Origin of the sequence: Corynebacterium sp. HMSC05C01, from assembly GCF_001807155.1 — a bacterium.
GTDB lineage: Bacteria > Actinomycetota > Actinomycetes > Mycobacteriales > Mycobacteriaceae > Corynebacterium > Corynebacterium coyleae.
On sequence record NZ_KV787976.1, the window covers coordinates 81,235 to 104,945 of the forward strand.

A 23,711-nucleotide genomic window follows, 5' to 3' on the forward strand; every position below is an offset into this window, starting at 1 on the left:
CCGGCGCTTTAGGTTGAAATGCATGACTTCATTTACTGCTCTCGTGGACACGCTGGCCAGCGCCGTTGATGCGCTCGCCGGTTTCGACGAGCAGTACGCTCTCCAGGCAGGCCTCGACCCGGCGCAGGTGTCCGCGTGGGCGGGGCTGCGCGAGGTGTACTTCGGCCGCACCGCCTACACCCGCAAGCAGGCCGTGGCGCTGGAGCGGGCGCGGGGGTTCTCGCTGCACCAGTTGGTGGCCATCGAGCGCCGCCTGAAGCGCCTGCCAGTCAACGAGCGTTGGGCGCCGCGGCTTGCGCTGCTGGAGGTGCGCGGCGACTACCGGGCGGTGCAGAAAGCCGCGCGCGAACTGCTTCCCGACGACGACCACACGCCCGAAGACGCCTTCCGCTTCTCTGCCTCACGCGGCGGGAAGCGGAAGTTCTCCGGCTGCGGCGACGAACACGTGCTGGCAGCACTGGAAAAGCAGTTGCGCTCCGGGCTGGACGCGTCGAAGCCGGCGGGCCCGCAAATGTTCGCCCGGTTCGCCGACATGCTCGCCGGGGGTGGCGGGGTGCAGGTGCAGGCACCGCGCCCGATCGTGGCGGTGCCGGCGGACCAGCACGTGACAATCCTCGCCGACCACGGCGACGACGTCCTGCTCGCACTTTCCGACGGCACCACCATCACCGGCGCCGAATACGTCGCGGCGTTGTTGGGCGAGATGTTCCCGACCGAGGTCGCGCTCGTGCACCCCGAGGCCGGGCCGGTGAACCTGTACCGCACCCAGCGCGTGGCCAACGCGAAGCAGCGCGACTTAGCCCGCATGGCCACCCCGATGTGCCCCGTACCCGGATGTCGGGTGGCGGCGGATATGTGCGAGTTCCACCACATCACGGCGTGGTCGCAAGGCGGGCAGACCAACCTGGCCAACCTGGTGCCGCTGTGCAGGTACCACAACCGGGTCAACCACGACGACCCCCGCCACACCAACCGGCGCGGAAGGATCGAACGGATCCGGGGCCGGCCGGTGTGGGTTTCACCGCGCGGGTACCCGGTGTTTAGGCCCGGCGGAATCATGGACGCGCTGTTCGGGCGCTACCATCTGCGAGTATGACGAAACGAATCACACGCCCCACCGCGATCGCGGCCGACTACGTCGCCATCGCGGTATTCGCGCTGCTCGCACGCGCCGCCCACCAATCCGAAACCATGCCGTTCAACTTCACCGGCTGGCTATCCACCCTGTGGCCGTTCGCCCTGGGCGTGACGCTGGGATGGCTGATCGCCCGTGACAACAAGGGCGGCATCATCTGGCCGGTCACCGTGATCACCGGCCTGGTCATCTGGGGCATCCGCAACGGCTCGATCCCCCACTGGTCGTTCATCATCGTGGCGACGACCATGTCCGCGCTGCTCATGCTCGGCTGGCGCGGAATCGCAAAACTCGTGCGCAAATAACAAAACGCACCCGCCAACCAAACGGGTGCGTTTTCGGCGTCCAGGCCTAGAAGCTAGAGCCGAAGTTCCAGAGCGGATCACCCGTCTGGATGCCGTTGATGAACCAGATGATCATGCTGACAAGGTCGCCGAACAGGTCGAGGGTGGAGGAAAGCATAGAAGAAGGGCCTTTCTTACAGGGGGCTGATGGTGTGCTTCTTAGGAAGGTCGAATTCTTGTTTGGTGGCCAATTGGCGAAGGGCTCGTCGTAAAGCAATGCGTGTTTGATTGGGCTCGATCATCTGGTCGATGTACCCACGCTCCGCAGCCACGTACGGGGAAGTCATCTCCTGGTCATAGAAGTCCATGAACATCTTCTTCATGGCCTCGCGCTGATCAGGGTCCTCGATGGCGGCGAGCTGCTTGCCCTGCAGCATTACCACCGCCGCCGCCGAACCCATCACGGCGATCTGGGCGGTGGGCCAGGCGAGGTTGATGTCGCCGTTGAGGTTCTTCGACCCCATCACCGCATACGCGCCGCCGTAGGCTTTGCGCACGACCAGCGTCACCTTAGGCACGGTGGCTTCCACGCCGGCGAAGGCGAACTTCGCGCCACGGTGGATCAGGCCTTCGCGCTCCTGCTCCACGCCCGGCAGGTAGCCGGGGGTGTCCACGACATAGACGATGGGGATGTTGTAGGCGTCGCAGGTGCGGATGAAGCGCGCGCCCTTGTCGGCGGCGTCCGCGTCGATGCAGCCAGCGGCGTACATCGGGTTATTGGCGACGAAGCCGACCGCCTTACCGTCGATGCGGCCGAAGGCACAGATGAGGTTTTCGGCGTAGCCGGCTTGGATTTCGACGAGGTCTTCGTCGTCGCCAAGTTGCACGAGCAAGTCCATCATGTCGTAGCCGGCGTTGGTGTCGTCGGGCATGAAGGAATCGAGTGCGGAGTCGTCCAACTCCTCGTCCGCGGGGGCCGTCACGACGGGGGCCGCGTCGAAGGTGGAGGTGGGCAGGTGGGCCAGCAGGTCCTTGACGTAGTCGAAGGCGTCCTCCTCCGTGGCCACCACGGCCTGGATGTTGCCGGCGGCCTCCTGCCCGCGCGCACCGCCGAGTTCGGCGGACGTGATGTCTTCGCCGGTGACCTCGCGGATCACGTTCGGGCCGGTGACGTACATCTCGGACTCGCCGTCGACGGCGATGACAAAGTCGGTGGTCACAGGCGCGTACACGGCGCCGCCGGCGGACTTGCCCAGCATGATCGAGATCTGCGGGACGCGACCCGACAGCGGCAGTTGGCGTTTGGCAATCTCGGAGTACATCGCCAGCGACGTCACCGCGTCCTGGATACGTGCGCCGCCGGAATCCTGAATGCCGATCACGGGACACGAGATCTTGATGGCGAACTCCATGACCTCGGTGACCTTGCGGCCGAACGTCACGCCGACGGAGCCGCCGTAGACGGTTTTGTCGTGGGCGTACACGGCGACGGGGCGACCGTCGATGCGCCCGTAGCCGGTGACCACACCGTCGGAGTAGACGGCGTCAGGGTCGCCGGGGGTGCGGGCGAGCGCGCCGATTTCGACGAAGGAGCCCTCGTCGAGCAGGGCGTCGATGCGTTGGCGCGGGGTGGTACGGCCGGCGTCGTCGCGACGCTTGCGCGAGCGTTCCGAGCCCGGGTCCTGCGCTTTTTCTAGTCGTTCGCGCAGGTCGGCGAGTTTGTCGGCGGTACTCATCGCTTCCCTTCGATCCATGCGTTCATATGCTTACCGACGATGCCCACCGCCGGCTCATCCACAACCGCCAAGTGGTCACCGGGCAGGTGGACGATGGTCAAGTCGCTCACGATAGCGCCCCAGCCGCCGTCCTCGTCAATGTGGGCGTAGTTCGGCTCGAGCTGGATGGCGCCGTCGTGCATGCGTTCGGCGCGGAACAGCAATACCGGCACATCGACATCGGCCCAGCGGGTGAAGTCGAGGTGGTTGAGGATCTGGTTGTCCACAAACGACGCGCGCTGGTGCTCCAGGACGCCGGCGGCCAAGCCGTGTTCGGAGGCGTCGGTGCTGGCCAGGAACTCGGTGAGCATGGTCAGCAGCGCGTCTTCACCGGCGGTTTCGAGCAGCTCGTAGGGCACCTCGAAGTCCAGGCCGTAGGTTTCCTTGGCAAAGGCGGCGTAGCGGCCCCAACGCGCCTTGGTTTCCTCGAGCGTGTCGGGGATCGGCTCGGACGGCTGGGTGGTGTCCAGCAGTGCGATGTAGTCGATTTTGTCGTTGCCCAACTGGGATGCGACCTCGTAGGCCAGGGCGCCGCCGAAGGACCAGCCGGCGAGGATGACCTTGCGCTCGCCTGCGATGCGCTCGATGTCCTTGACGTACTCGGCAGCACGCTCCTGGAGGGAGCCCTCCAGGCGTTCGACGCCGTAGACCGGGACGTCCTTATTCAGGCGGCGGGCCAGCGGCGCGTACACCGACGACGACCCGCCCGCCGGGTGGAAAATAAAGACAGGGTTCTTGGCGGCGTCGCCATCTCGGAAGACGCGGATGTTGCCGTCGACCGGGGTCTCCAGACCCTCGCGGACCTTGTTCGCAAGCGGTTCGAGCGTCTCGGCGCCCAGCACATCCTCGGCGGTGACCTCGATGCCGGAGCGCTCGGTCAGGTGCGCGGCGATCTCTCCCGCCTGCTCGTTGCTAATCTGCGGCAACTCCGACGTCACACCAGCAGCCGCCGCACCGGCGTACTTCGCCCAGGCGCCAAACACCATGCGTTCGGACGCGTCGCGCGGGGCAACGCCGACACCCTGGGTCTTTTCGGTGGCGGCGGCCGGGTCGCGCGCCTCGTCGTTGACAGCCATCGGTTGAGGCGCATCGGTGCGGCCGGCGACGGCGTCTTCGACGATGCGGATGACATCGGCGACGGAGGCGTCGCGAAGCGTTTGCACCTGCAGCGGCGGGATCTGGAAGTCGTTTTCCACGCGGTTCTTAATGCGCATGCCCATCAGGGAGTCGAGGCCCAAGTCGATGAGCGGCAGTTCGTCGGGCAGGTCCTCGGGGTCGTAGCCCATGGATTCGGACACGATGCCACGCAGGCGCTCGGCAACGGTCTCGCCGGAGGTGGGGTCCCAGCGCACGGCGTCGATGTCGTCGTCCTGGTCCTCGTCAGAGGCGGCGGACGGGGTGGTGTCGTCGATACGCGTGGGCTCCATGACGCCCTGAACCGGGGCGCGGTCGATGGTGGAGGCGAAACCCTCCGCAACCAGCGCGGAACCGTCGTACACCTTGACGGACACGCCGCCGAGCGAGGACGCCACCACCGTGGTCACCTCGCCGTCGGCGGGCAGGTAGCCGTGCTCTTCCGTAGCGACGACACGCGCGCCCTCGGCCACCTCAGCCGCGGCGGCCTCGATGAGCTGGTGCGGGCTGAAGACCTGGTCGGCGGCGGTCGCGAACGCAACCTCGCCGCTCGGCAGCGTCACACGGGAGCCCAAAAGCGACGTGCTTGCCGACGACGGCCTCGCCGGCGTCCAGTGATCCACCTGCTTAAACGCCATCTTCGGCGCGTCGATGACCTTGCCTGCGCCGTAGAAGGCGCCGAAGTCCACCGGCACGCCGCCGGCGTAGAGCTTCGCGGCGAGGTCCAAAAGCGACTCGAGCTCGTCGACCTTGCGCTTGGTGGTGAACAGCAGCTGCGCATCCGGCTGGCCGGCGGCGAACGCGGTGTTCATCATGCCCATCAGTGCAACCGGGTTCGGGGTGATCTCCACAAGCGTGGTGTGGCCGGCGGCAAACGCGGCTTCGGTGGCGTCCTGGAAGTAGACCGGCTGGCGGGTCATGCGCAGGAAGTAGGCGTCGTCGTGGATGGTCTGGCCGGGCTGGTAGACCTCGCCGCGGTCGACGGAGGTAAACAGTGGCACCGTGAGCGAGCGCGGGGTGATGCCTGCGATTTCGCCGGCGAGCTCGCCCATGATCGGGTCAAGCGCGCTGGTGTGGCCGGCGCCGCGCACGTTGAGTTTGCGGGCGAACTTCTCCTCAGCGGTGAGTGCCTCGACGATGTAGTCGACGGCCTTCGACGGCCCGCCGACGGTGGTCATGCCGGGGCCCGCGTAGACGGCTGGCTCAACGCCTGCAGCCTGCTCATGCTTATCGACGAACTCCGCCAGCGCCTCGCGCGACAACTCCACAACCGCCATCGCGCCTTCTTGGTCGGTGCCGGCAATCATTTCTTCGCCTTCGCCCATGAGGCGGGCGCGGGCGGTGGCGATGAGGATGCAGTCCTCGTCGCTCAGCCCGCCGGCACCGTAGGCTGCGGCAATCTCACCCATGGACATGCCCATGGTGGCGGCCGGGGTGATGCCGGCGGAGGCCAGCAGGTCGGTCTGGGCGATCTGGATGGCGGTGATGGTGACCTGGCCGGTTTCGGTGTCGTAGGTCAGCTCGTCGTTTTCAATGATCTCGAGCATCGACCAGCCGGCCTGGAACTTGACCATCTCGTCGAGTTCGCGCATACGGCGGGCGAACAGCGGCGAGCGGGCGATGAGTTCCTTGGCCATCTTGCGGTGCTGGGAGCCGAAGCCGGAGTAGACGAAGACGGGGCCCATCGGGGTCGGCGCGTCGGCGGAGGCGATGCCGGGGCCGATCTTGCCGGCAGCGACCTGGCGCAGGCGCTTGACGGCGTCTTCGGTGGTGGTGGCCTGGACGACGGCGGCGGAGCGGCCGTGGTTGCGCTTGGCCAGGGAGCGCGCCACCGGGATGAGGTCGGTGTCGGGGCGGCCTTCGAGGAAGTCAGCGAGTGCGCCTGCTGCTTCCTTGCGACGAGAGGGCAACAGGCCCGACACCGGCAACGCCGCCGCAGCCACGCCCTCGAAGGACGGCTCGGTTTCGGGTGCCTGGGTGTCGTATTCGGCCGGGTCGAAGTCGGCGACGACCACGTGCGCGTTCGTGCCGCCGAAGCCGAAGCCGGACACGCCGGCGATGCGGCGGCCGGAGTAGCGCGGCCACTCGCGCGGGTCCTGGACGACCTCGATGCGCTCGGTGTCGAAGTCGACGTAGCGGTTTGGGGCGGTGAAGTTAATGGACTCCGGAATCGTGTCGTGCTTGAGCGCCTCGATCACCTTGATCAGCGCGACGACGCCGGCGGCGGATTCGGAGTGGCCGATGTTGGACTTCGCCGACCCCAGCAGCAGCGGCGAGCCAGCGTCGCGGCCACGGCCGAGGACCTCGCCGAGTGCGGTGGCCTCGATCGGGTCGCCGAGGATGGTGCCGGTGCCGTGGGCTTCGACCACGTCGACCTGCAGCGGATCCACGCCGGCGTCGTCGTAGGCGCGGCGCAGCACGTCTACCTGGGCGTCCGGGTTGGGGGCGGTCAGGCCGTTGGAGTGGCCGTCGGAGTTGGTGGCCGAGCCCTTGATCACGGCGATGATGTTGTCGCCGTCGGCGATGGCGTCGTCGACACGCTTGAGCACGATGAAGCCTGCGGCGTCGGCGCGGACGATGCCGTCGGCGTCGTCGGAAAACGCGTGGATGCGCCCGGTCGGCGAGATCACGCCCAACTCCGAAAACGCAAGCGAGGCGAACGGGTTGGCCAGGATGTTCACGCCGCCGGCTAGGGCGACGTCGGCTTCGCCGTCGCGAAGCGCGCGCACCGCGTGGTGCACCGACACCAGCGACGAGGAGCAGGCGGTGTCCACGTTCATGGACGGGCCGCGGAAGTCGTAGGCATAAGAGATGCGGTTCGGGATGACCGCGGAGGATGCGCCGGTCAGCGCGTACGGGTGCGCCTCGGCTGGGTCGGCGACGATGAGCATGCCGTAGTCGTTGTTGGACGAGCCAACGAACACGCCGACGGGTTCGCCGCGCAGCTTGCTGGGTGCGAGGCCTGCGTCTTCGAGGGCTTCCCACGCAACTTCGAGCATGATGCGTTGCTGCGGGTCCATGTTTTGGGCCTCGAGTGGGGAGACGCCGAAGAATTCGTGGTCGAAGGAGGCGATGCCGTCCATGTAGCCGCCGTCGGTGCTTTCTTCCGACATTTTGGTGCGGACGACGGGGTCGCCGAGGTATTCGTTCCAGCGTGGTGCGGGAAGTGGGCCGGTGGCGGAGCGGCCTTCGATGAGCATTTGCCAGAATTCGGCGTTGTTTTTGGCGCCTGGGAAGCGGCCGGCGGAGCCGATGATGGCAATGTCGTGGGTGCCAGGGGTCGCAGTTGCTTGACGACGACGCCTTACCGGCCCCTCCGCCTTCACCGCCGTCAGCGCCGCGGCGATCGCGGCGACGGTCGGGTACTGGTAGGCGATGGTCGGGTCTACGCGGCGGCCGAGGAGCGTTTCCAGTTCGCCGGAGAGGATCACGGCGTCGCGGGATGCGAGGCCGTAGGTCTCCAGCGGCGTGGTCGGGTCGACGTTATCTACGCCGGTGGCGCGCTCAACCCAGCTGGTGAGCCACTGAATCAGATCATGCTCGTTCATAACAGCTCAGACTATCGCCCACCGGCGGGGTTTTGTTACTGCGTTGCAGCGTGTTCGCGATCGGTGAATCGTTTCGCGTTGACGCGGCGGGCGATCTTGCCTGCCGAGGAGCGTGCGATCTCGCCCGGACCGTAGAACTCGACGACCTCCGGGGCGATGCCGTGCTTGGCGGTGACGGCGGAGCGGATGGCGTCGATGGCGGCTGCGTCGCCGTCGGCGGAGGCGTTGTCGGCGCGTTCGACCATGATGATGAGGCGCTCGACGTCGTCGCCAGGCACTGCGAATGCGGCGACGGAGTCCTTGCGCACGTGGTCGGTGGACTCCATGACGGTGGCTTCGATGTCCTGCGGGTAGTGGTTGCGTCCCGCCACGACCACGAGGTCCTTGACGCGGCCGGTGATGTACAGGTGGCCGTCGAGCATGGTGCCCAGGTCGCCGGTGGCGCACCAGTTGTCCTTCGGCATGCCGTCCTGGATGGTTTCGCCGATGGTGTTGTGGAACGTCGCGGCGGTCTCTTCCGGGCGGTCGAGGTAGCCGGCGGCGACGTTTTTGCCGTGGACCCAGATTTCGCCGATGGTGCCGTCTTCGACCTCGTTGCGGGTCTCCGGGTCGACGATGGCGAAGTGCATCCAGTTCACCGGCTGGCCGTTCGACGCGGTAGCCACGCCGCCTTCGGCCGGGACGGCCTTGCCTTCGGCGAGGGCGTCGCGGTCGAACTCGATGAACTTCGGGCGCTCATCGGTGCGGTCGGTGGACACCAGCAGGGTGGTCTCGGCCAGGCCGTAGGACGGGCGCAGCACGGAGCGGTCGAGCCCGGAGGCGCTGAACGCGTCGATAAACGCGGTCACGCCCGCGCGGGTAACCGGCTCGGAGCCAATGATGATGCACTCCACGGCGGAGAAGTCGTACTGGTCCGCAGATTCCGGCGCGGCGTAGCGGGCGGCGAGGTCCAGCGCGAAGTTGGGGATCACGGTGTAGACGTGGATGTCGGCGAGGTCGTCGTCGCGACGCGACAGGCGCTCCACCCAACGCTTCGGCTGCTGGATGAAGTCGCGCGGGGCGAAGATCTCAATCTCCTGGCCCAGCACGACGCCGATCATGGCCACGATCATGCCCATGTCGTGGTGCAGCGGCAGCCAGGTCGGGATGCGCATCGGTGTTTCGAACTTCACCGCGTCGTTGATCTGCAGAACGTCGGTGACCAGCGCCTCGTTGGTGATCATCACGCCTGCCGGGTTGCGGGTGGAGCCGGAGGTGTACTGCAGGAAGCAGATCTGGTTCGCGGTGTCCTCGCCCGGCACCGGCGGGATTGGCTGGTAGGACTCGGCGAGCGTGTCCGGCAGGGAGTCCACGGCGATGACGCGGGGACGCTCGGTGCCGGGCAGGTCGGCGAAGTAGCGGCGCACAGCGGGGGCGGCGGCGGAGTTGGTGAGCACGATCTGGACGCCGGCGTCGCCAAGCACTGCGCGCAGGTGGCCCTCGTGGCCCGGCTCGGTCGGGTCGTACAGCGGCACCGGCACCTGGCCCGCGTAGAGCGCACCCATGAAGCCGAAGACGTACTCGGCGGAGTTCGGCGCCATCAGCGCGACGCGTGCGCCCGGCTCGCCGACCTGGGCGAGGCGTGCTGCGACGGCCTTGATGCGGGTGTTGACCTCGGAGCGGGTGAACGTTGTTTCCACACCAGCTGGGTCGGTGGAAAAGTCCCACGCGCGGACGTTGATCGCGTCGCCGCCGCCGGCCTGCAGGTGGGCCTGGTGGATCATTTCGGCGAGTCGGGGCAGGGTGAAGTGTTCTGGCAGGGCGATGTCGCCGTCGGGGCCGATGAATTGGGCGGTCAGTTGCTGAAGATCCATCGAAAAACTCCTTGTTTTACACCTGTATTCGAGTTACAAACTCTCTACCACGTCACGGACCCAATTGACAGCCCACTCGGGCACTGTCGAGCCCGGAATCACGTCCGGATTTGTGGCATATAGTGCATGATTGCCGTTTGCCGAAATGAGTGCGTTTGCGCGTTCGATCGCGTTGCCTACACCCAGTGGGGCGTCGCAAACGGTGTCGTTCGGCGCGCAGATTTCGTAGGCACGGTCCTCCACGAGACCGAAGCCGCCGGGGCGTGGTCCGGTCATGGTGGCGCCGGGGGTGACGGCGTCGGCGACGCGCTGCAGCGGCTGCAGGACGATCTCCGCGCCGGTGCCGTGCACTTCGGCGCCGGGGTTGATGCCCACGCCGTTTTCTCGGCGTCCGTCGGCGATCATCATCGCGCCGAGCAGACGGTCCGGGTTGATCGGACCCTCGCTATTGCCTATCGACGACGCCACGTCCCCCACAATCACCGCACCCTGCGAAAAGCCCGCAATTATGAACTTTGTCGACGAGCAGGTGCGCGCCACGAAGTCCAGTTCGCCTCGCAGTTTCGCGGTGCCCTCGGCGCGGGAGTCGTCGTAGGTCATCTCGGCGCGGCCGTGCGCGGTTTGGATGTTGCGGAACTGCGCGGTGTACGGGACGGTGAACACGCGCACGTGGTTGATGTCGTACATCTCCTGCAGCGGGCGCGTGATGGACAGCATGAAGCTGGCCGGGTTGGCCTGGGGGTTGAACGGGTCGTCGTCTGCCGCGGATTCCCAGGTGCCCGGTACGGAGATGACTTCGACGGCGGGGCACCAGTCGGGCTCGTCGACACGCTCGGGCGCGCTCGACTCTGGTGGCTTGCTCGCCGACGGCAGGTCGCTGTCGGTGGTGGTGCGCCACTGGTAGATACCTAGGCCGATAAGCGCAAGCACCACAATCACGGCAGCGACGACGACAACGTTGCGCGATCGGCGCATGAAAACTCCTTACACGTGCGGGGTTAGCCGCACAGGTTGGCGCGAGCGGTGTCGCTGAGCAGGGTCGCTACGGTGCCTGCGTCCATGTCGGTGCGGCGTTGTTCGACCAGTTGCCCGGCGACGGCGTCGCGGGTGATCGTATCGTCGTCGCACACGGTAAACCCGGTTGCTGTGAGTTGGTCTTCAAGACCGTCGACGTTCACCCCGTTTTGCCTGAGGTGATCCAGAAACGCCTGCTCCTCCGGCGCGTATGAAGGCACCTGGGTGGGCACGGTTTCCACTTCCCGTGCGGGTTGGTCGCCGGCGCCATTGCGTGACGACGACCGCGGCGCCCCACCCGCCGACGACGCCGTCGCGGATTCCGTCGCGGACGCGGTACCCGACTCAGTGGCCGAGGTGGCCGTTTCCGTGGCTGAGGTGGCCGCAGTTTCGGTGACGTCCTCGGAGTCCACGGTGGCTCCACCGCAGGCGGTGAGGGCGGCGGTGCAGGTGATCGTCGTCAAGCAAAGGGCGAATTTGCGCATTACTTCTTCCTTACGTTGACCACGCCGTTGACCTGCTCAACCGTGCCGTGCTGGAAGTCGATGGTCAGACCGCCAGCCGGGATCTTCGCCATGTCCTTCACCGGCCAGCCGAGTTCGCCCTGCTCGTAGCCACGCTTGCCCCACTCGTTGAAGATGTCGCCCTTGAGAATCGTGTGGGCGCCGGTGGCAGCGGACCAGTAGATGTTGCCGTGCTCGAACTCCTGGAAGAAGCCGCCCTTGATGGCGATCTCGTTGGACTTCGGGTAGCCGAGCTCGGAGGTGGCGGTGCCGATCTCGCCGTACTTCTCGCCGATCGCACCGTGGACGATGTAGTGCTTGCCGTCCGGGTTGCGGGTGAGGTAGCCGCCCTGGAACTTCTGCACGTAGCCGTCGCCAACCTTGTTGGCCTCGGCAACCGGGTACTTCAGGTCGCCAGTCTCGTAGCCGTTGGCGCCCCATGCCTTGAACATGTCGCCCGGGATGGCGTAGGCGCCGGTGTTCGCGGTCCAGTAGACGGAGCCGTTTTCGAAGTGGACGAAGCGGCCCTGTCCGTCTGGTGCCTGGAGCTCGCCGGTGGTGGGGAAGCCGAGCCAGCCAGCGGCGCCGCCGAGCGCGTTGTACTTGGCCAGGATTGCGCCGTACAGGGCGTGCGCGCCGGTGTTCGGGGACCAGAACGCAGTACCGCCGCGGAAGTCCTGGGCCTTGCCCTTGCCGTCCTTGCCCGCGTTGTACTCGTCGTTGACACAGGTGCCGATGACGCCGGACTTGGTCTCTTCTGCGATCGCACCGATCGGGTTGCACTTGGAGCCACGGTCAGCCTCCGGCACGTCGAGGGCGTTAGCGATGTACGGCCATGCCTGTGCCATCTCGAACTGCCAGTACTCCCACGAGTGCACGCCAGAGGGGCGGAAGCGCACGATCGGCTTGACGGAGGTGCGCGAGGCGTAGTCCACGAACGTCTGGGTGGACAGGCGCGAGATGACCTCCAAGCCCATGCCGGCAGCGTTCGCGCGGCCCTTGGCCACGGATTCGGCGTTGCCGTAGTCGTCGCGGCCCGAACCGGAGGAGACGTACACCGTCATGTCCTTCAGGTTCTCAATGCCCAGCTTCGGGTCGTGGTCGATCCAGTCCTGGGAGCCCAGCGGGCCCCACATGGCCTCAGCGCTGTAGCCGCCGGCATCCAGCTGCGCGGCCTTGATCGCGGACGGCATGCCGGTGGTCGTGGTGTCCAGGTAGCCGGAGAACGAGCCGACAAAGTTAAACAGGTGCGGGTTGCGCTCAGCCAGGTTGACTGCGGCGGTGCCACCCATGGACAGGCCGACAACGGCGCGCTTGCCGTTGGAGCGGAACTCGTTGTTCAGCACCGGGACGAGCTCCTTGGTCAGGAACGTCTCCCACTTGTAGTGCTTGCCGTTGTTCTCCCGCTGCCAGTCGGAGTAGAAGGAGGACTCGCCGCCGACCGGGAGGATGACGTTGACGTTCTTGTCGGCGTAGAACTGCTCGATGTTGGTTTCGATGGTCCAGCCGTTTTCGTCGTCACGCGCGCGCAGGCCGTCGAGCGCCCACACTTCCGGGAACTTCGCGGTCGGGTTGGAGTGCCAGTCACGTGCCAGCAGGATCTGCACCTGGATGAGTTCCTTCGGCATGGCCGCGGACTTGATGAATACGGCTACGCGACGGCTGGTGATCCACTCGATGCGGTCCACCTTCACGCCCTCCGGCAGGCCGGGGATCTCGGGGTTCTTCTCCACCTCGATCGGAGTGCGCTTTGGCGGGTCGGACGGGCGCAGACCGTCGGAGATGCCGCGGTTCGACGACAGCGACGACAGGTCCGAGGACTGTGCTTGGGCGGTGACTGCGGCCGACGGCGCCAGCGTGAGAGCCAGCGCGGCAGGCAGCAGGGCTGCGGTGAGCCTGGTGGGGGTGATCCGGTTGTCTCGCATGAGTCTCCTACCTCGTCGGGCTACTTGTGTCACAAGAGTATCGCCCTATATCTTAAGTTTCACTTGAGGGTTTAATCGAGCGCGACACGCGGGGCGTTACTGCAAACACTTCCACAAACAACAAAAGGCGCGTGCGGATCACATCCGCACGCGCCCTTACCTGGCCGGAAACCCGGGAACTACCAGGCGTTCATCACATTCAGGATGCGCGGCTTGGTGGCCTCGAGCTGGCTGCCAAACTGATCCCAGTTGTGCAGGCCGGTCGGGGTGAACACGGCGGTGTGCTTCACGCCGGTCACGGTGGCCTTAGCGGACCAGGCGCGCGTCGTCGCGTTGGCCACGCCCTCGAGCGCGATGCCGGCGGCTTGGTGCTGCGGCAGGTACTTCGCGTCGGCCGGGCCCGGCACGGCGGAGCCTGCGGAGACGTACACGTCCTTGCCGCGCAGGTTGCCCATGTTCAGGAACGGATCGTTTTCAAAGCGGCGCGGGTTCAGCGAGGAGCCCCACATGGCGTTGACGTTGTACATGCCGCCGTCGAGAAGCGCGGCGCGCAGCGCGGTCTGACCACCCGGGATGGTGGTGGCCAGGTAGCCCGAGTAGGACAGCACCTGACGGAACTGGTTCGGGTGCAGCGCAGCCAGGTTGACCGCGGCGGTGCCACCCATGGACAGGCCAAGGATGGAGTTGTTCGTCGGCGACACACCGAAGTGCTGCTGCAGGTACGGCGGCAGCTCCTTGGTCAGGAACGTGTCCCACTTGTAGGTCACCGGGTTGTTGAAGTCGTAGGTCGCCGGGGCGTTCCAGTCGGTGTAGAACGACGACTGTCCACCCACCGGCAGCACGAGGGTGATGTTGTGGTTAACAAAGGTGCGTGCCGCGTTGACGTCGTTGAGCCACGCGTTGGTGCGCTCCGTCGCACGCAGGCCATCCAGCATGTACAGGCCCGCGTTGCCGCCGCGCTGTGCGGGCTGGATCTGTACCGGGATGTGGCGGTTCATTGCGGCCGACCACACGTTGCAGCGCTGGACCCAGTAGCCGACCCGGTCCCAGGTGCAGCCGGGGCGCAGCCAGTCACGGTTGGCCGCGGCGGCCTGTGGCGCGCTCACGATGGAGATCGCGCTGAGGATCGCGACCAGCACCGCGGTGAGTTTGCGGCGCACGGAGGTTCGAGTGTTCATGCATTCCCCTCGAGACGTGTTTTCAGGCAAAAGACACGTTCACGTTACCAACCCGAAACATAGTCCGCTATTCACTCGGTCGGCCAGGCGATTTGTCGGGTGGGGCTGGTGTGACTGAGGTAGTGCGTGGGGTCGTCGTCAAGCGTGAGCGTGCGGCCCGGTCCAACTGAGTAGCGGACGTTGGCCCAGAAGCGGTCCCAGCTCATGGGTTCGCGGGAGGTGGCCAGCAGGTCGGCGATGTCGTCGCTACGCAATGCTTCGCGCGCGTCCTGCGCTTTTTGCTTATCGACGAACTGCGGCAACTTGTCCAAATCCGCATCCGTATCCGCCACCTGCCACTCCAGGCCCAGTTCCTTGTCGTGGCCGATGCGCCCGTCCGGCACGCGTGGCATACGAGCGGCGATTGGAGTGGCCAGGCCGACCGTGTCCAGGATGCGGGTGTTCAGCGGCGAGTTCATGCTGGTCATGCCAAGGTTGACCATGTAGGCGGTCAGCTCCAGATCGCGCTGGTCGGTTGCGTCGGGCTGGCGCTCGCGCACGAACCACTTGTAGCGCTCCGGCTCGGCGGTGACGATAGCGAGGCTGATCTGTGCGGCGTCCTCGTCGAGGCCTTGCTCGATCGCGTCTGTCCAGTCCCTCATGAGTTTGGAGCCAAGGAAGTCTTCGGCGTACAGGGGTGGGTCGCCGGCGTCGCGGCCGACGGCCATGGTCCAGAAGTCGCGCTCGTCGACAATGCCGAGTTCTTTTTCGCCGTTGTTGTATGGCTCCCAGTCGATGGGATGCGCGCGCAGGACGATCACGCTGGCCCACACGACAAGCGCGGTGCCCACTGATGCGGTCACCTTGGTGTACGGCACCGCCATCACTGGCAGCAGCAGCGCGAACAGGGGCAGCAGCCACATGCGGCCGTGCATGAAGTCGCCGCCGACGCGCAGTACGTACAGCATGTGCGCGAGTGCAACGCCGGTGGTCAAACACACAATTGCTAATCGACGCCCCCTCGCACCCCACAACAACCACACCCCCACCGCGGCAGCGCCGAGGAGAGGCAGGGCCAGCCAGTAGTAGCCGAAGAAGTCCGCAAAGTACTCCCAGCCGCGGGCCCATTCAGAGCCGCTGGCGGACTTGGCCACCGCGGTGTGCGGGGTGATCAGGCCGTAGTAGCCCATGCGGAACAGTTGGTAGCCGGCGGGAACCGGCAGCGCTACGGCGAGGATGCCTAGCGTTTTGCGGGGGCTAAACGCGATGAGCATGATGCCTGCCACCCCGCCGTAGAGCGCGAGTTCGGGGCGGACCAGCCAGGACAGGCCGGACCAGAACGCGAGGAAGTAGCCGGCGTAGGGCGCGCGGCGCTTGACCGGGTCCTCGGCCCAGGCGACGAGTGCCGCCCACCAGATGGCGATCCACAGCAGCGACATGCCCCACTCGAGCCCGGAGGTGGCAAAGTCGCGCGCGGGCGGCAGCGCAACATAAATGATGATGCCGAACGGGATGACGGGGCCGACCCTGCCCCAGAACTTGCCGGAGGCGTACGCGGCGGTAGCGGCGGCTGCGGCGGTGCACAGCAGCGCCAGCCACATGGCGATGCTTTCCAGGCGCGCATCCGTGAGCCACCCGAACAGCGTGATCAGGTACTGCCACAGGGTGGAGGTGTTGGCCTCGACGCGCTCGCCGGCGTTGAACACGGGACCGTTGCCGGCCAGCAGGTTGCGCACGGTGCGCAGGACGATCAGGCCGTCGTCGGACATCCAGCGGCGGGTCCAACCGCCCCAGAATGCGGCAACGCCCGCCACCACGGCTGCGGCGAGCGCGGAGATACGGGCGTTTTTGGTCATTGCGCAGATGTTACTGCGTTTCTGCCTACCAACCTAAGTTTGGTACGACATAGACGGCCATGACGATGCAGAAGATCCAAGCTGCGGCGAGAAGCTGCAGCACTCGGTCCTCGAGGGCGATCTCGTCGGGTGCACCACCCTGACCACCGTCGACGACGGAGGCGTAGCGCAGGATCGCGATCACGAACGGCACCATGGATACCTGGTACCAGATGGCGGCGGTGCCCTCGACGGAGTTGGAAAGCTGGAAGCCCCACAGTGCGTAGGACATGACCACGGCGGTGGCGGACAGGGTCCAGACGAAGCGCAGGTAGGTTTCGGTGTAGCCCTGCAGCGAGCGGCGGATCTCCGCGCCGGTTTCCTTGACCAGCAGCAGTTCTGCATAGCGCTTGCCGGAAGCCATGAACAAGGAACCGAACGCGGCGACCAGCAGGAACCACTGCGACAGCTCGATGTCGGCAGCGACACCGCCGGCCATGGTGCGCAGCATGAAGCCGGAGGACACCAGGGCGATGTCGATGACCGGGATGTGCTTCCAGCCGAAGCAGTAGCCGAGTTGCAGCGCAATATAAATGCCAATGACCCACGCCAACGCGGCACCATCAGTGGCCAGCAGCGACAGGCCGAGTGCCGCGGCGATGAGCACCGCCGCCATGATGTATGCCAGGTTGATCGGCAGCATGCCGGAGGCGATCGGGCGGAAGCGCTTCGTCGGGTGGCGGCGGTCCGATTCGACGTCGCGGGCGTCGTTGATCAGGTAGATCGAGGACGCACCGAAGCAGAACACGATGAACGCCAGCAGGATGTCCACCACGGTGTGGCGGGTGAACGCTTCCGCGCCGGCAGCCAACGGTGCCGCCAGCACGAGGACGTTTTTCACCCACTGCTTGGGGCGCAGCCCCTTGATCATCGCGTCGACGAGGTTCTTCGGTGGGGTTTTCTTCATCACCTGGTCCACACCTGAGGTGTGGGGTTCAGACTTCAGCAGCGGCTCGTCGATAGGTTCTTGCGTGTGTGCCACTTAAATCCTCTTCTCCGCTTCAATCACGGCCTTCGCCGTCCCTGCGCCGAGCAGTGCGCCGGCGAGGGTGTCGGTCGGGTAATGGACGCCGAGCACGTTACGCGACAGCATCATTACGGGCACCAGCAGCCACGGCCACTTCTTTCCGGTGATGTTGGCCAGGTGCGCGGCGGCGGCACCCGTGTTCGCAGCGTGCGAGGACGGGAACGACAGTTGGGAGGGCGTTCCCACTCCGATCTTCACCCGCGGGTCGTTCGGGCGTGGGCGTCGCACGATGCGTTTGAGCACCACGGTTGCGGCGTGCGCGGCGAAGGTGCCAACGCCCAGTGCGAGCCACTTTGAGCGCCGTTGCTTATCGACGTCCCCGATGCTCGTTGCGATGGCGCCAGCCATCGCAACGCCTAGCCAGCCCAGGTCGTGCTCACCGAAGTATGAGAGCACACGGGCGCCTTTGGCGGTGGCGGGAGAATACAGCGCGTCCTGGATGGCGACGAGCAGGTCTGTTTCCTTACTGGGCATCGAACACCTTCCCCCAGTTGTCGTGGCTGGTCAGGTCTTCGCGCGCGTCGCGGTAGATGCGCTTGAGTTCCGGCCAGCGCTGCTTGATGTCGGCGCGCAGCTGCTTTTGTTCCTCGACGAGTTTGTCGGCGAGGGCCTTGTCGCGCTTGCGGAAGGCCACGCCGGTGCCGCCGGCGGTAGACACGGTTGCCGAGTCCACGCGTGCCAGGGTGTACCAGCGGGCTTCCTCCGCGGTGAGGTTCAGCTGCGGGGCATCCCAGTGGGCGCGGTCTTCGTCCTTACGCAGGTGCAGCAGCGCCTTGACGGCCCACGGGATCTTCTTCACCTTGGCCAGGCGGCCGCCCATTTTGTTGGTCGGCACACCCGGCGCGCCGGTGGGTGTGGGCAGTTCGGTCGCGGACGGCAGGACCTGCGCGTCGGAGTACTCGCTGCGGATCTTCTGGATGCGCGGCAACGAGGATTCGAGGATGTCGAAGAGTTGGTCCGGGCCTGCCAGGAAGTCACGCATTGCCTCGTTTTGGATGGCGATGGTGGAGTACTCCATGCAGAAGTAGTGCTTCGCCGTGGACTTCTGCATGTTCTTCAGCATCGCCTCGGGGTTGTCCGGCCCGTAGATGGAGGCGACGATGAGGCGGTTGCGCATGTGGAAGTAGGCCTGCCAGTCGATGGCGTCGTCCTTGTCGGCCCAGGCCATGTGCCAGATGGCAACGCCCGGCCAGGTGACGGTTGGGAAGCCCGCTTCCTTGGCGCGCAGGGCGTACTCGTTGTCGTCCCACTTAATAAATAGCGGCAGCGGCAGGCCCATCTTCTCTGCGACGACGCGCGGGAACAGGTTCATCCACCAGCCGTTGTAGTCCACGTCGATGCGGCGGTGCAGCGGGCGCGAGGTGGTCTTACGCGGATCCAGATCCTCTTCCTCAGTGCCCACGTAGCCGAGTGGGTACTTGGCAAAGTCGTGGTCGTACACGGCGTGCTTGGCTGCAGAGAACATGAAGATGTTCGGGTCGACGGTCTCGCCGGTTGTGCGCAGCTGGGAGCGGTCCTGCAGGTTCAGCATCTGGCCGCCGACCAGGATCGGCTGCTTGGCGTAGCGCGCAGCCTGCACGGAGCGCACGATGGAGTCCGGCTCGATGGCGATGTCGTCGTCCATGTACAGGATGAACGGCGCGTCGGTGCTGTTGAGCGCCTCGTACATGATGCGCGAGTAGCCGCCGGAGCCGCCCAGGTTGCCCTGGTGGAAAATCTGTAGTTTGCCATTGAGGTTGCGCTCGGCCTCGGCGAAGTCCGGCTCGTCCGCCGGATGCTGGTTGCCCTGGTCGGGCATGAGCACATTGCTAATCGACGCCTCCACGTACGGATCCTCAGCCAACGCATGCAACGCGTTGACCGCATCCCGGGGACGGTTAAACGTGGGGATGCCAACGGCGACTTGTTTGGGTTGGGGTGGGACCACGGTGCCGTCGTCAAGCACTTGCTCTTGCGGCTCCTGCGGGGAGCACCACGCCGCATCGCTGATGCGCGTGTCCTCCTCGGCGGTGATGTCGAACCACAGCCAGCCGCCGTCCTCGAAATTGCCCAGCTTCAACGGGATCTCCGTGTAGCCGGTCGCGTCCACGTTGGTCACGCTGATGCGGGTGCCGTCGTACTTCGAGCGGTACACCGAAATCGTCGCGCGGCCCTGAACCGTCATCGCCAGGACGACGGTGTCCAGCTGCGACCAGCGGCGCCAATAGCTCGCCGGGAACGCATTGAAGTAGGTCTCGAAGGAAACCTCGTTGCCCGCAGGAACCTCAAAACTCGTCCGGTCCGACCAGCGCAGGCGCTGCTTGTTCTGCTCCTGCTCGATCAGGTACAGCATACGCACGTCGTGCGGCTCGCCCTTCTTCGGCATCAGCACACGCGCAAGCGTGTCTACCGCGAGGTTGTTGCTCGTTTCCACAGCTCTCACTTTCTATTGTGGGCAGTCGGAGTTAAGCGTAATCGCTGGGCGCCGAATCTCCCGCTGTGGCTCGCGGGTGTCGGCCGATGTCGGCGCCGTGGGCTACGGTTGCCACGGTTGTCACAACGTTTTTGAACGGAAAGCGAACGGAAAGCACAGGCATGTCTGCATCTCTCGAGCACGCCCCGACCGGGGTGGTTGCGTCGTTTCGTTATGCGTTTTCTTCGGGGACGCGGCTTCGTCGTGAAGTACTTGCCGGGCTCACCGTCGCACTCGCCCTGATCCCCGAGGCCATCGCGTTTTCGATCCTGGCCGGAGTCGACCCCGCCGTCGGCCTGTTCGCCTCCGTCACCATGGCTGTGACCATCGCGTTTACCGGCGGGCGGCCGGCGATGATCTCCGCCGCAACCGGCGCAGTCGCCCTCGTCATCGCACCCGTCTCGCGCGAGTACGGCATGGACTACTTCATCGCCACCGTGCTGCTCGCCGGCGTGTTCCAAATCATCCTGGCGGCACTCGGCGTGGCGAAACTGCAGCGCTTCATCCCGCGCTCAGTCATGGTTGGTTTTGTCAACGCCCTCGGCATCCTCATCTTCGCTGCGCAGATGCAGCACCTTATCGACGTCGCCTGGCCCGTCTACGCGCTCACCGCCGCCGGCCTGCTCATCATGGTGTTCTGGCCGAAAATCACCAACGCGGTCCCCGCCCCGCTGGTTACCATCGCGGTGCTGACCGTCGTGGTTGTGCTTGCCGGCATCACCGTGCCCACCGTCTCCGACATGGGCGAACTACCCCGCTCCTTCCCCGCCATGATGATCCCGCACGTGCCGCTGACGTGGGAGACGTTCCAGATCATCGCGCCGTACGCGCTGGCTATGGCAATCGTGGGCCTGTTGGAATCGCTCATGACCGCAAAACTTGTCGACGACATCACCGACACCCACTCCGACAAAACCCGCGAATCCTGGGGCCAGGGCGTGGCCAACATCGTCACCGGCCTCTTCGGCGGCATGGGTGGCTGCGCCATGATCGGCCAAACCCTGATCAACTCCCGCGAAGCCGGCGCCCGCACCCGCCTGTCCACCCTGCTCGCAGGCGTGTTCCTGCTGGTTCTCTTGCTGGCGTTCGGCGATGTTGTGGGCATCATCCCGATGGCCGCGCTCGTCGCCATCATGATCGTCGTCTCCCTTGGCACGATCGACTGGCACTCCATCCACCCGCGCACCCTCAAACTCATGCCGGTGTCCGAAACCATCGTCATGGTGGTCACGGTCGTCGCCACGCTTGCGACGAGCAACCTGGCCATCGGCGTCGTGCTCGGCGTAGTCACTGCGATGATTATGTTTGCCCGCCGAGTCGCCCACCTCGCGTGGGTAGAAAAGGTGGCGGAGCTCGACACTGATGGCGACGGGCACATCGACACCCGCACTTACCGCATCCACGGCCAACTCTTCTGGGCCTCCAGCAACGACCTGGTCTACGCCTTCGACTACGCCGACGACGCCGACCACATCATCATCGATCTCAGCCACGCCGAAATCTGGGACGCCTCCACCGTGGCCACCCTCGACTCCATCACCCAGAAGTTCCACAACCGCGGCAAAACCGTCACCATCACTGGCCTCGACGGCCCCAGCAAAGCCCGACTCGACCGCCTCACCGGCCAACTCCCGTAGGCTCTTCGCCATGAAGCCTTACAACTACAACGGCGACTACGACGCCGACGGCCTCCCCATCGGGGGATCTGGAGACCGGAGTGGAACTGGCGGCGGACAGGGTGGCGGATTTCTCGGGGGAAACTCGGTTGATCGCTCGCCACTCGGCGCCCCCAATGAACACCGCACCCCCGGCACGCCCGCCCGCAACTACACCATCGGCGCAATCCTCATCGCCATCTGCGTGCTGTCCTTTTCGTTCCTTTCCGGCGCAACCGCCGTGTTCGTTGGCATCTTCGGCGCCATCGCCGGTGCCGTGTTCCTGATCATGGGAGTTCAAGGCAGCAACGACGCACCCAACCTGGAGCAGCACTACTTCGACTCCCAACCCGACGTGGACTGGGACGACAACTTCAAGCGCGAGTTCGGCGACGGGCGGTAAGTGGTTCGGCTACGGGCCTAGCGCCCCGATCGGCACAACCACCACACCGTCCGCTCGACGGTGTGCAGGCCCACCAGAGGTGACAACGAGCAACACGGTGTCCTGTTCAAGCTGTTCGTCAAACCTCTTAAGGGTGTCTGCCGCGTGATCGAGAATTTCCGGCGTGTACCCAAGTTTGACCTCAACCAGGATGTCGACGCCTTCGTAGTTCACCACCGCATCAACCTCAAGCTTCGTGTTTAGCCGAGCGTGGTACACCGTCTTGCCAGTCAGCGCTCGAAGCTCGTGGAAAACGAGCGACTCGAAAAGCTGCCCAAAGTAACGCGGATCCTGCAACAGTTGCTGAGGACCGCGCTCAAGCGCAGCCATCGCAAAGGACGGGTCCGCAAGGTGACGCTTGGGTGACTTGCGCAAGGTTGCTTTCGACCGCAGGTGCGTAGACCACGCTGGCTGATCCACCGAAATAAAGATCCGCGATAACGCGTCGAGATAATCACGTGCGGTTTCACGATGCATGTCGATATCAGTCGCAATTGTTTGCAGATCAACCTCTGTAGCAACCGCGCGAGAGATGGACTGCATTATCCTGCGCACACGCTCCAAGTCTCGCGAGACTTCACCCACAGTGTGGATATCCACATCGGCGACCGTCTGCACGTAATCACGGACGTTCTCTATCGCGTCATCCAAGGAAAGGTCCGCGTTGTAAGGAAGGCCTCCGCGACACATTCGCTCAGCAAGCTCAGTCAGCGTCAAGGCAGGAGTTGCAAACTGAGGCGCATTGCCCGCAGCAATCTTGCTGAGGGATGCAGAACCTTCTGACTCTCCCGACTCGAACAGGGTCATCGTCGACATCGTTAGGCGCGCAAATCTTCCAGCACCAGAGTGGCGGGTTGCGTCCACTCCCGGAGCGGTGGAACCCGTGAAGATGAACTGTCCCTTCGCCTTACGAGAATCAATCTCGTGCCGCGCAAAATCCCAAAGACGCGGTTGCAATTGCCACTCGTCGACGAGGCGAGGGGTGCCACCTTCGAGCAGTACACGTGGATCGGTCGCCATCGCCAGCGGGACGCTCGGATCAGTTTCAACATTCAAGACACTCCCGGCCTGCCGGCTCGCGGTTTCCGTTTTCCCGCAGCCCTTCGGCCCTTGAATGAGCACTCCACCTTGGCGACGAAGAGCGCTTTCGAGTTGGCCATCTGCAAGCCTTGGAATGTATGAGTTCGACATGCCAAAACTATACCTCCCACCAGCATATTCGACACTTTGAAACGGTTTTGTTCGACATTTTGAAACGATTTCGTTCCGCACTTTGAAATTCTGCGAGATAGTCGGCGGAAACATGTCTCGCCGAAACGAAATAACCACTCCGTAGACTCAGGGGCATGCCGAAGATTACTGAGGACACCGTCGCCGAGCACCGCGCCGTACAACACCGCGCGGTGCTTGACGCCGCCGAGCGCCTCATCGTCGAAAACCACGGCAAGGTGCCCACCCTGGCGGAGGTGGCTGCCGCGGTCGGTCTCGCGCGACCCAGCGTGTACCGGTATGCAAAATCCCAGCACGACCTGCTGGTCCAGCTCCTCATCGCGGCCACCGACGAGTGGAACGCCGAACTCGAGGCCAAGATTAAAAACGCCCCTCCGGAACCCCACCAGCGCATGCGTGCCTACGTGGACGCCACCCTGGACCTCTTCGCGCATGGTGGCCACGGCCCACTCATGGCGGCGGCGAAGAACTTCCCGGAGGCGTTTGCCGACGACAACGTGCAACGCTCCCACGCCGGATTCCGCACCATCGTGGCGGACTTTTGCCCTGGCGTATCAGCCGTGGATATCGCGCTGCTCAACTCCGCCATTGCGCGTGCAGCCGAGTTCGCCGCCACACCGGAGGCGTTCAAGGCGGCGCGGGAGACGTTATATGCGATGGCGGATGTGGTCGTCGATTAGCA

General features: G+C 65.2%; 17 protein-coding genes. 5 read left to right on the forward strand and 12 right to left on the reverse strand.

What is annotated here, in order from left to right:
* The first annotated feature begins 22 nt into the window (after positions 1-22).
* Positions 23-1,096 (forward strand): HNH endonuclease signature motif containing protein, encoded by a 1,074-nt coding sequence (locus tag HMPREF3145_RS11215; protein WP_141740877.1) that lies wholly within the window; start codon positions 23-25, stop codon positions 1,094-1,096.
* Entirely contained in the window at positions 1,093-1,440 is a 348-nt protein-coding gene (locus HMPREF3145_RS11220) for a DUF3054 domain-containing protein (protein WP_246815477.1), read from the forward strand. The genes HMPREF3145_RS11215 and HMPREF3145_RS11220 overlap by 4 nt, the downstream gene beginning before the upstream one ends.
* Positions 1,441-1,613: 173 nt before the next feature.
* Here HMPREF3145_RS11220 and HMPREF3145_RS11225 read toward each other — a convergent pair whose 3' ends face one another.
* The 11 genes from HMPREF3145_RS11225 to HMPREF3145_RS11275 all read right to left on the reverse strand — a co-directional run bounded on the left by HMPREF3145_RS11225 (position 1,614) and on the right by HMPREF3145_RS11275 (position 19,663).
* On the reverse strand, positions 1,614-3,155 hold the full coding sequence (locus tag HMPREF3145_RS11225; protein ID WP_070423317.1) for an acyl-CoA carboxylase subunit beta: 1,542 nt from the start codon (positions 3,153-3,155) through the stop codon (positions 1,614-1,616).
* Positions 3,152-7,876 (reverse strand): polyketide synthase Pks13, encoded by a 4,725-nt coding sequence (pks13, locus tag HMPREF3145_RS11230; RefSeq protein ID WP_070423318.1) that lies wholly within the window; start codon positions 7,874-7,876, stop codon positions 3,152-3,154. Before pks13 ends, HMPREF3145_RS11225 begins: the two co-directional genes overlap by 4 nt.
* A 35-nt stretch (positions 7,877-7,911) precedes the next feature.
* Entirely contained in the window at positions 7,912-9,729 is a 1,818-nt protein-coding gene (locus HMPREF3145_RS11235; RefSeq protein WP_070423319.1) for a FadD32-like long-chain-fatty-acid--AMP ligase, read from the reverse strand.
* A gap of 33 nt (positions 9,730-9,762) precedes the next feature.
* The gene (locus tag HMPREF3145_RS11240) at positions 9,763-10,704 is read right to left on the reverse strand and encodes a cutinase family protein (RefSeq protein WP_070423320.1); all 942 of its coding nucleotides are present in this window, start codon (positions 10,702-10,704) and stop codon (positions 9,763-9,765) included.
* Between the two features lie 23 nt (positions 10,705-10,727).
* Complete coding sequence (locus HMPREF3145_RS11245; protein ID WP_070423321.1) at positions 10,728-11,228, reverse strand: hypothetical protein; 501 nt, start codon at positions 11,226-11,228, stop codon at positions 10,728-10,730.
* Positions 11,228-13,171, reverse strand: coding sequence for an alpha/beta hydrolase-fold protein (locus HMPREF3145_RS11250; RefSeq protein ID WP_070423322.1), 1,944 nt, complete (start codon positions 13,169-13,171; stop codon positions 11,228-11,230). Before HMPREF3145_RS11250 ends, HMPREF3145_RS11245 begins: the two co-directional genes overlap by 1 nt.
* Before the next feature lie 179 nt (positions 13,172-13,350).
* On the reverse strand, positions 13,351-14,349 hold the full coding sequence (locus HMPREF3145_RS11255) for an alpha/beta hydrolase (RefSeq protein WP_070423323.1): 999 nt from the start codon (positions 14,347-14,349) through the stop codon (positions 13,351-13,353).
* A gap of 71 nt (positions 14,350-14,420) precedes the next feature.
* Entirely contained in the window at positions 14,421-16,184 is a 1,764-nt protein-coding gene (locus tag HMPREF3145_RS11260; RefSeq protein WP_070423324.1) for an arabinofuranosyltransferase AftB family protein, read from the reverse strand.
* A gap of 25 nt (positions 16,185-16,209) precedes the next feature.
* Positions 16,210-17,205, reverse strand: coding sequence for a decaprenyl-phosphate phosphoribosyltransferase (locus HMPREF3145_RS11265; RefSeq protein WP_070423325.1), 996 nt, complete (start codon positions 17,203-17,205; stop codon positions 16,210-16,212).
* A complete protein-coding gene (locus HMPREF3145_RS11270) occupies positions 17,206-17,724 on the reverse strand; it encodes a phosphatase PAP2 family protein (protein ID WP_070423326.1) in 519 nt (172 codons plus the stop codon).
* Positions 17,714-19,663, reverse strand: a complete 1,950-nt coding sequence (locus tag HMPREF3145_RS11275) for a glycosyltransferase (protein WP_141740878.1) — start codon at positions 19,661-19,663, stop codon at positions 17,714-17,716. Before HMPREF3145_RS11275 ends, HMPREF3145_RS11270 begins: the two co-directional genes overlap by 11 nt.
* A gap of 161 nt (positions 19,664-19,824) precedes the next feature.
* Between HMPREF3145_RS11275 and HMPREF3145_RS11280 the strand changes: the two genes are divergently transcribed.
* Positions 19,825-21,339 (forward strand): SulP family inorganic anion transporter, encoded by a 1,515-nt coding sequence (locus tag HMPREF3145_RS11280; protein WP_070423327.1) that lies wholly within the window; start codon positions 19,825-19,827, stop codon positions 21,337-21,339.
* A gap of 10 nt (positions 21,340-21,349) precedes the next feature.
* A complete protein-coding gene (locus tag HMPREF3145_RS11285) occupies positions 21,350-21,760 on the forward strand; it encodes a hypothetical protein (RefSeq protein ID WP_070423328.1) in 411 nt (136 codons plus the stop codon).
* A 9-nt stretch (positions 21,761-21,769) separates the two neighbouring features.
* Here HMPREF3145_RS11285 and HMPREF3145_RS11290 read toward each other — a convergent pair whose 3' ends face one another.
* Positions 21,770-22,990, reverse strand: coding sequence for an ATP-binding protein (locus tag HMPREF3145_RS11290; RefSeq protein WP_070423329.1), 1,221 nt, complete (start codon positions 22,988-22,990; stop codon positions 21,770-21,772).
* A gap of 155 nt (positions 22,991-23,145) precedes the next feature.
* Here HMPREF3145_RS11290 and HMPREF3145_RS11295 point away from each other — a divergent pair, with 155 nt between their 5' ends.
* Positions 23,146-23,709, forward strand: a complete 564-nt coding sequence (locus HMPREF3145_RS11295) for a TetR/AcrR family transcriptional regulator (protein ID WP_070423330.1) — start codon at positions 23,146-23,148, stop codon at positions 23,707-23,709.
* The last annotated feature ends 2 nt before the right edge of the window (positions 23,710-23,711 follow it).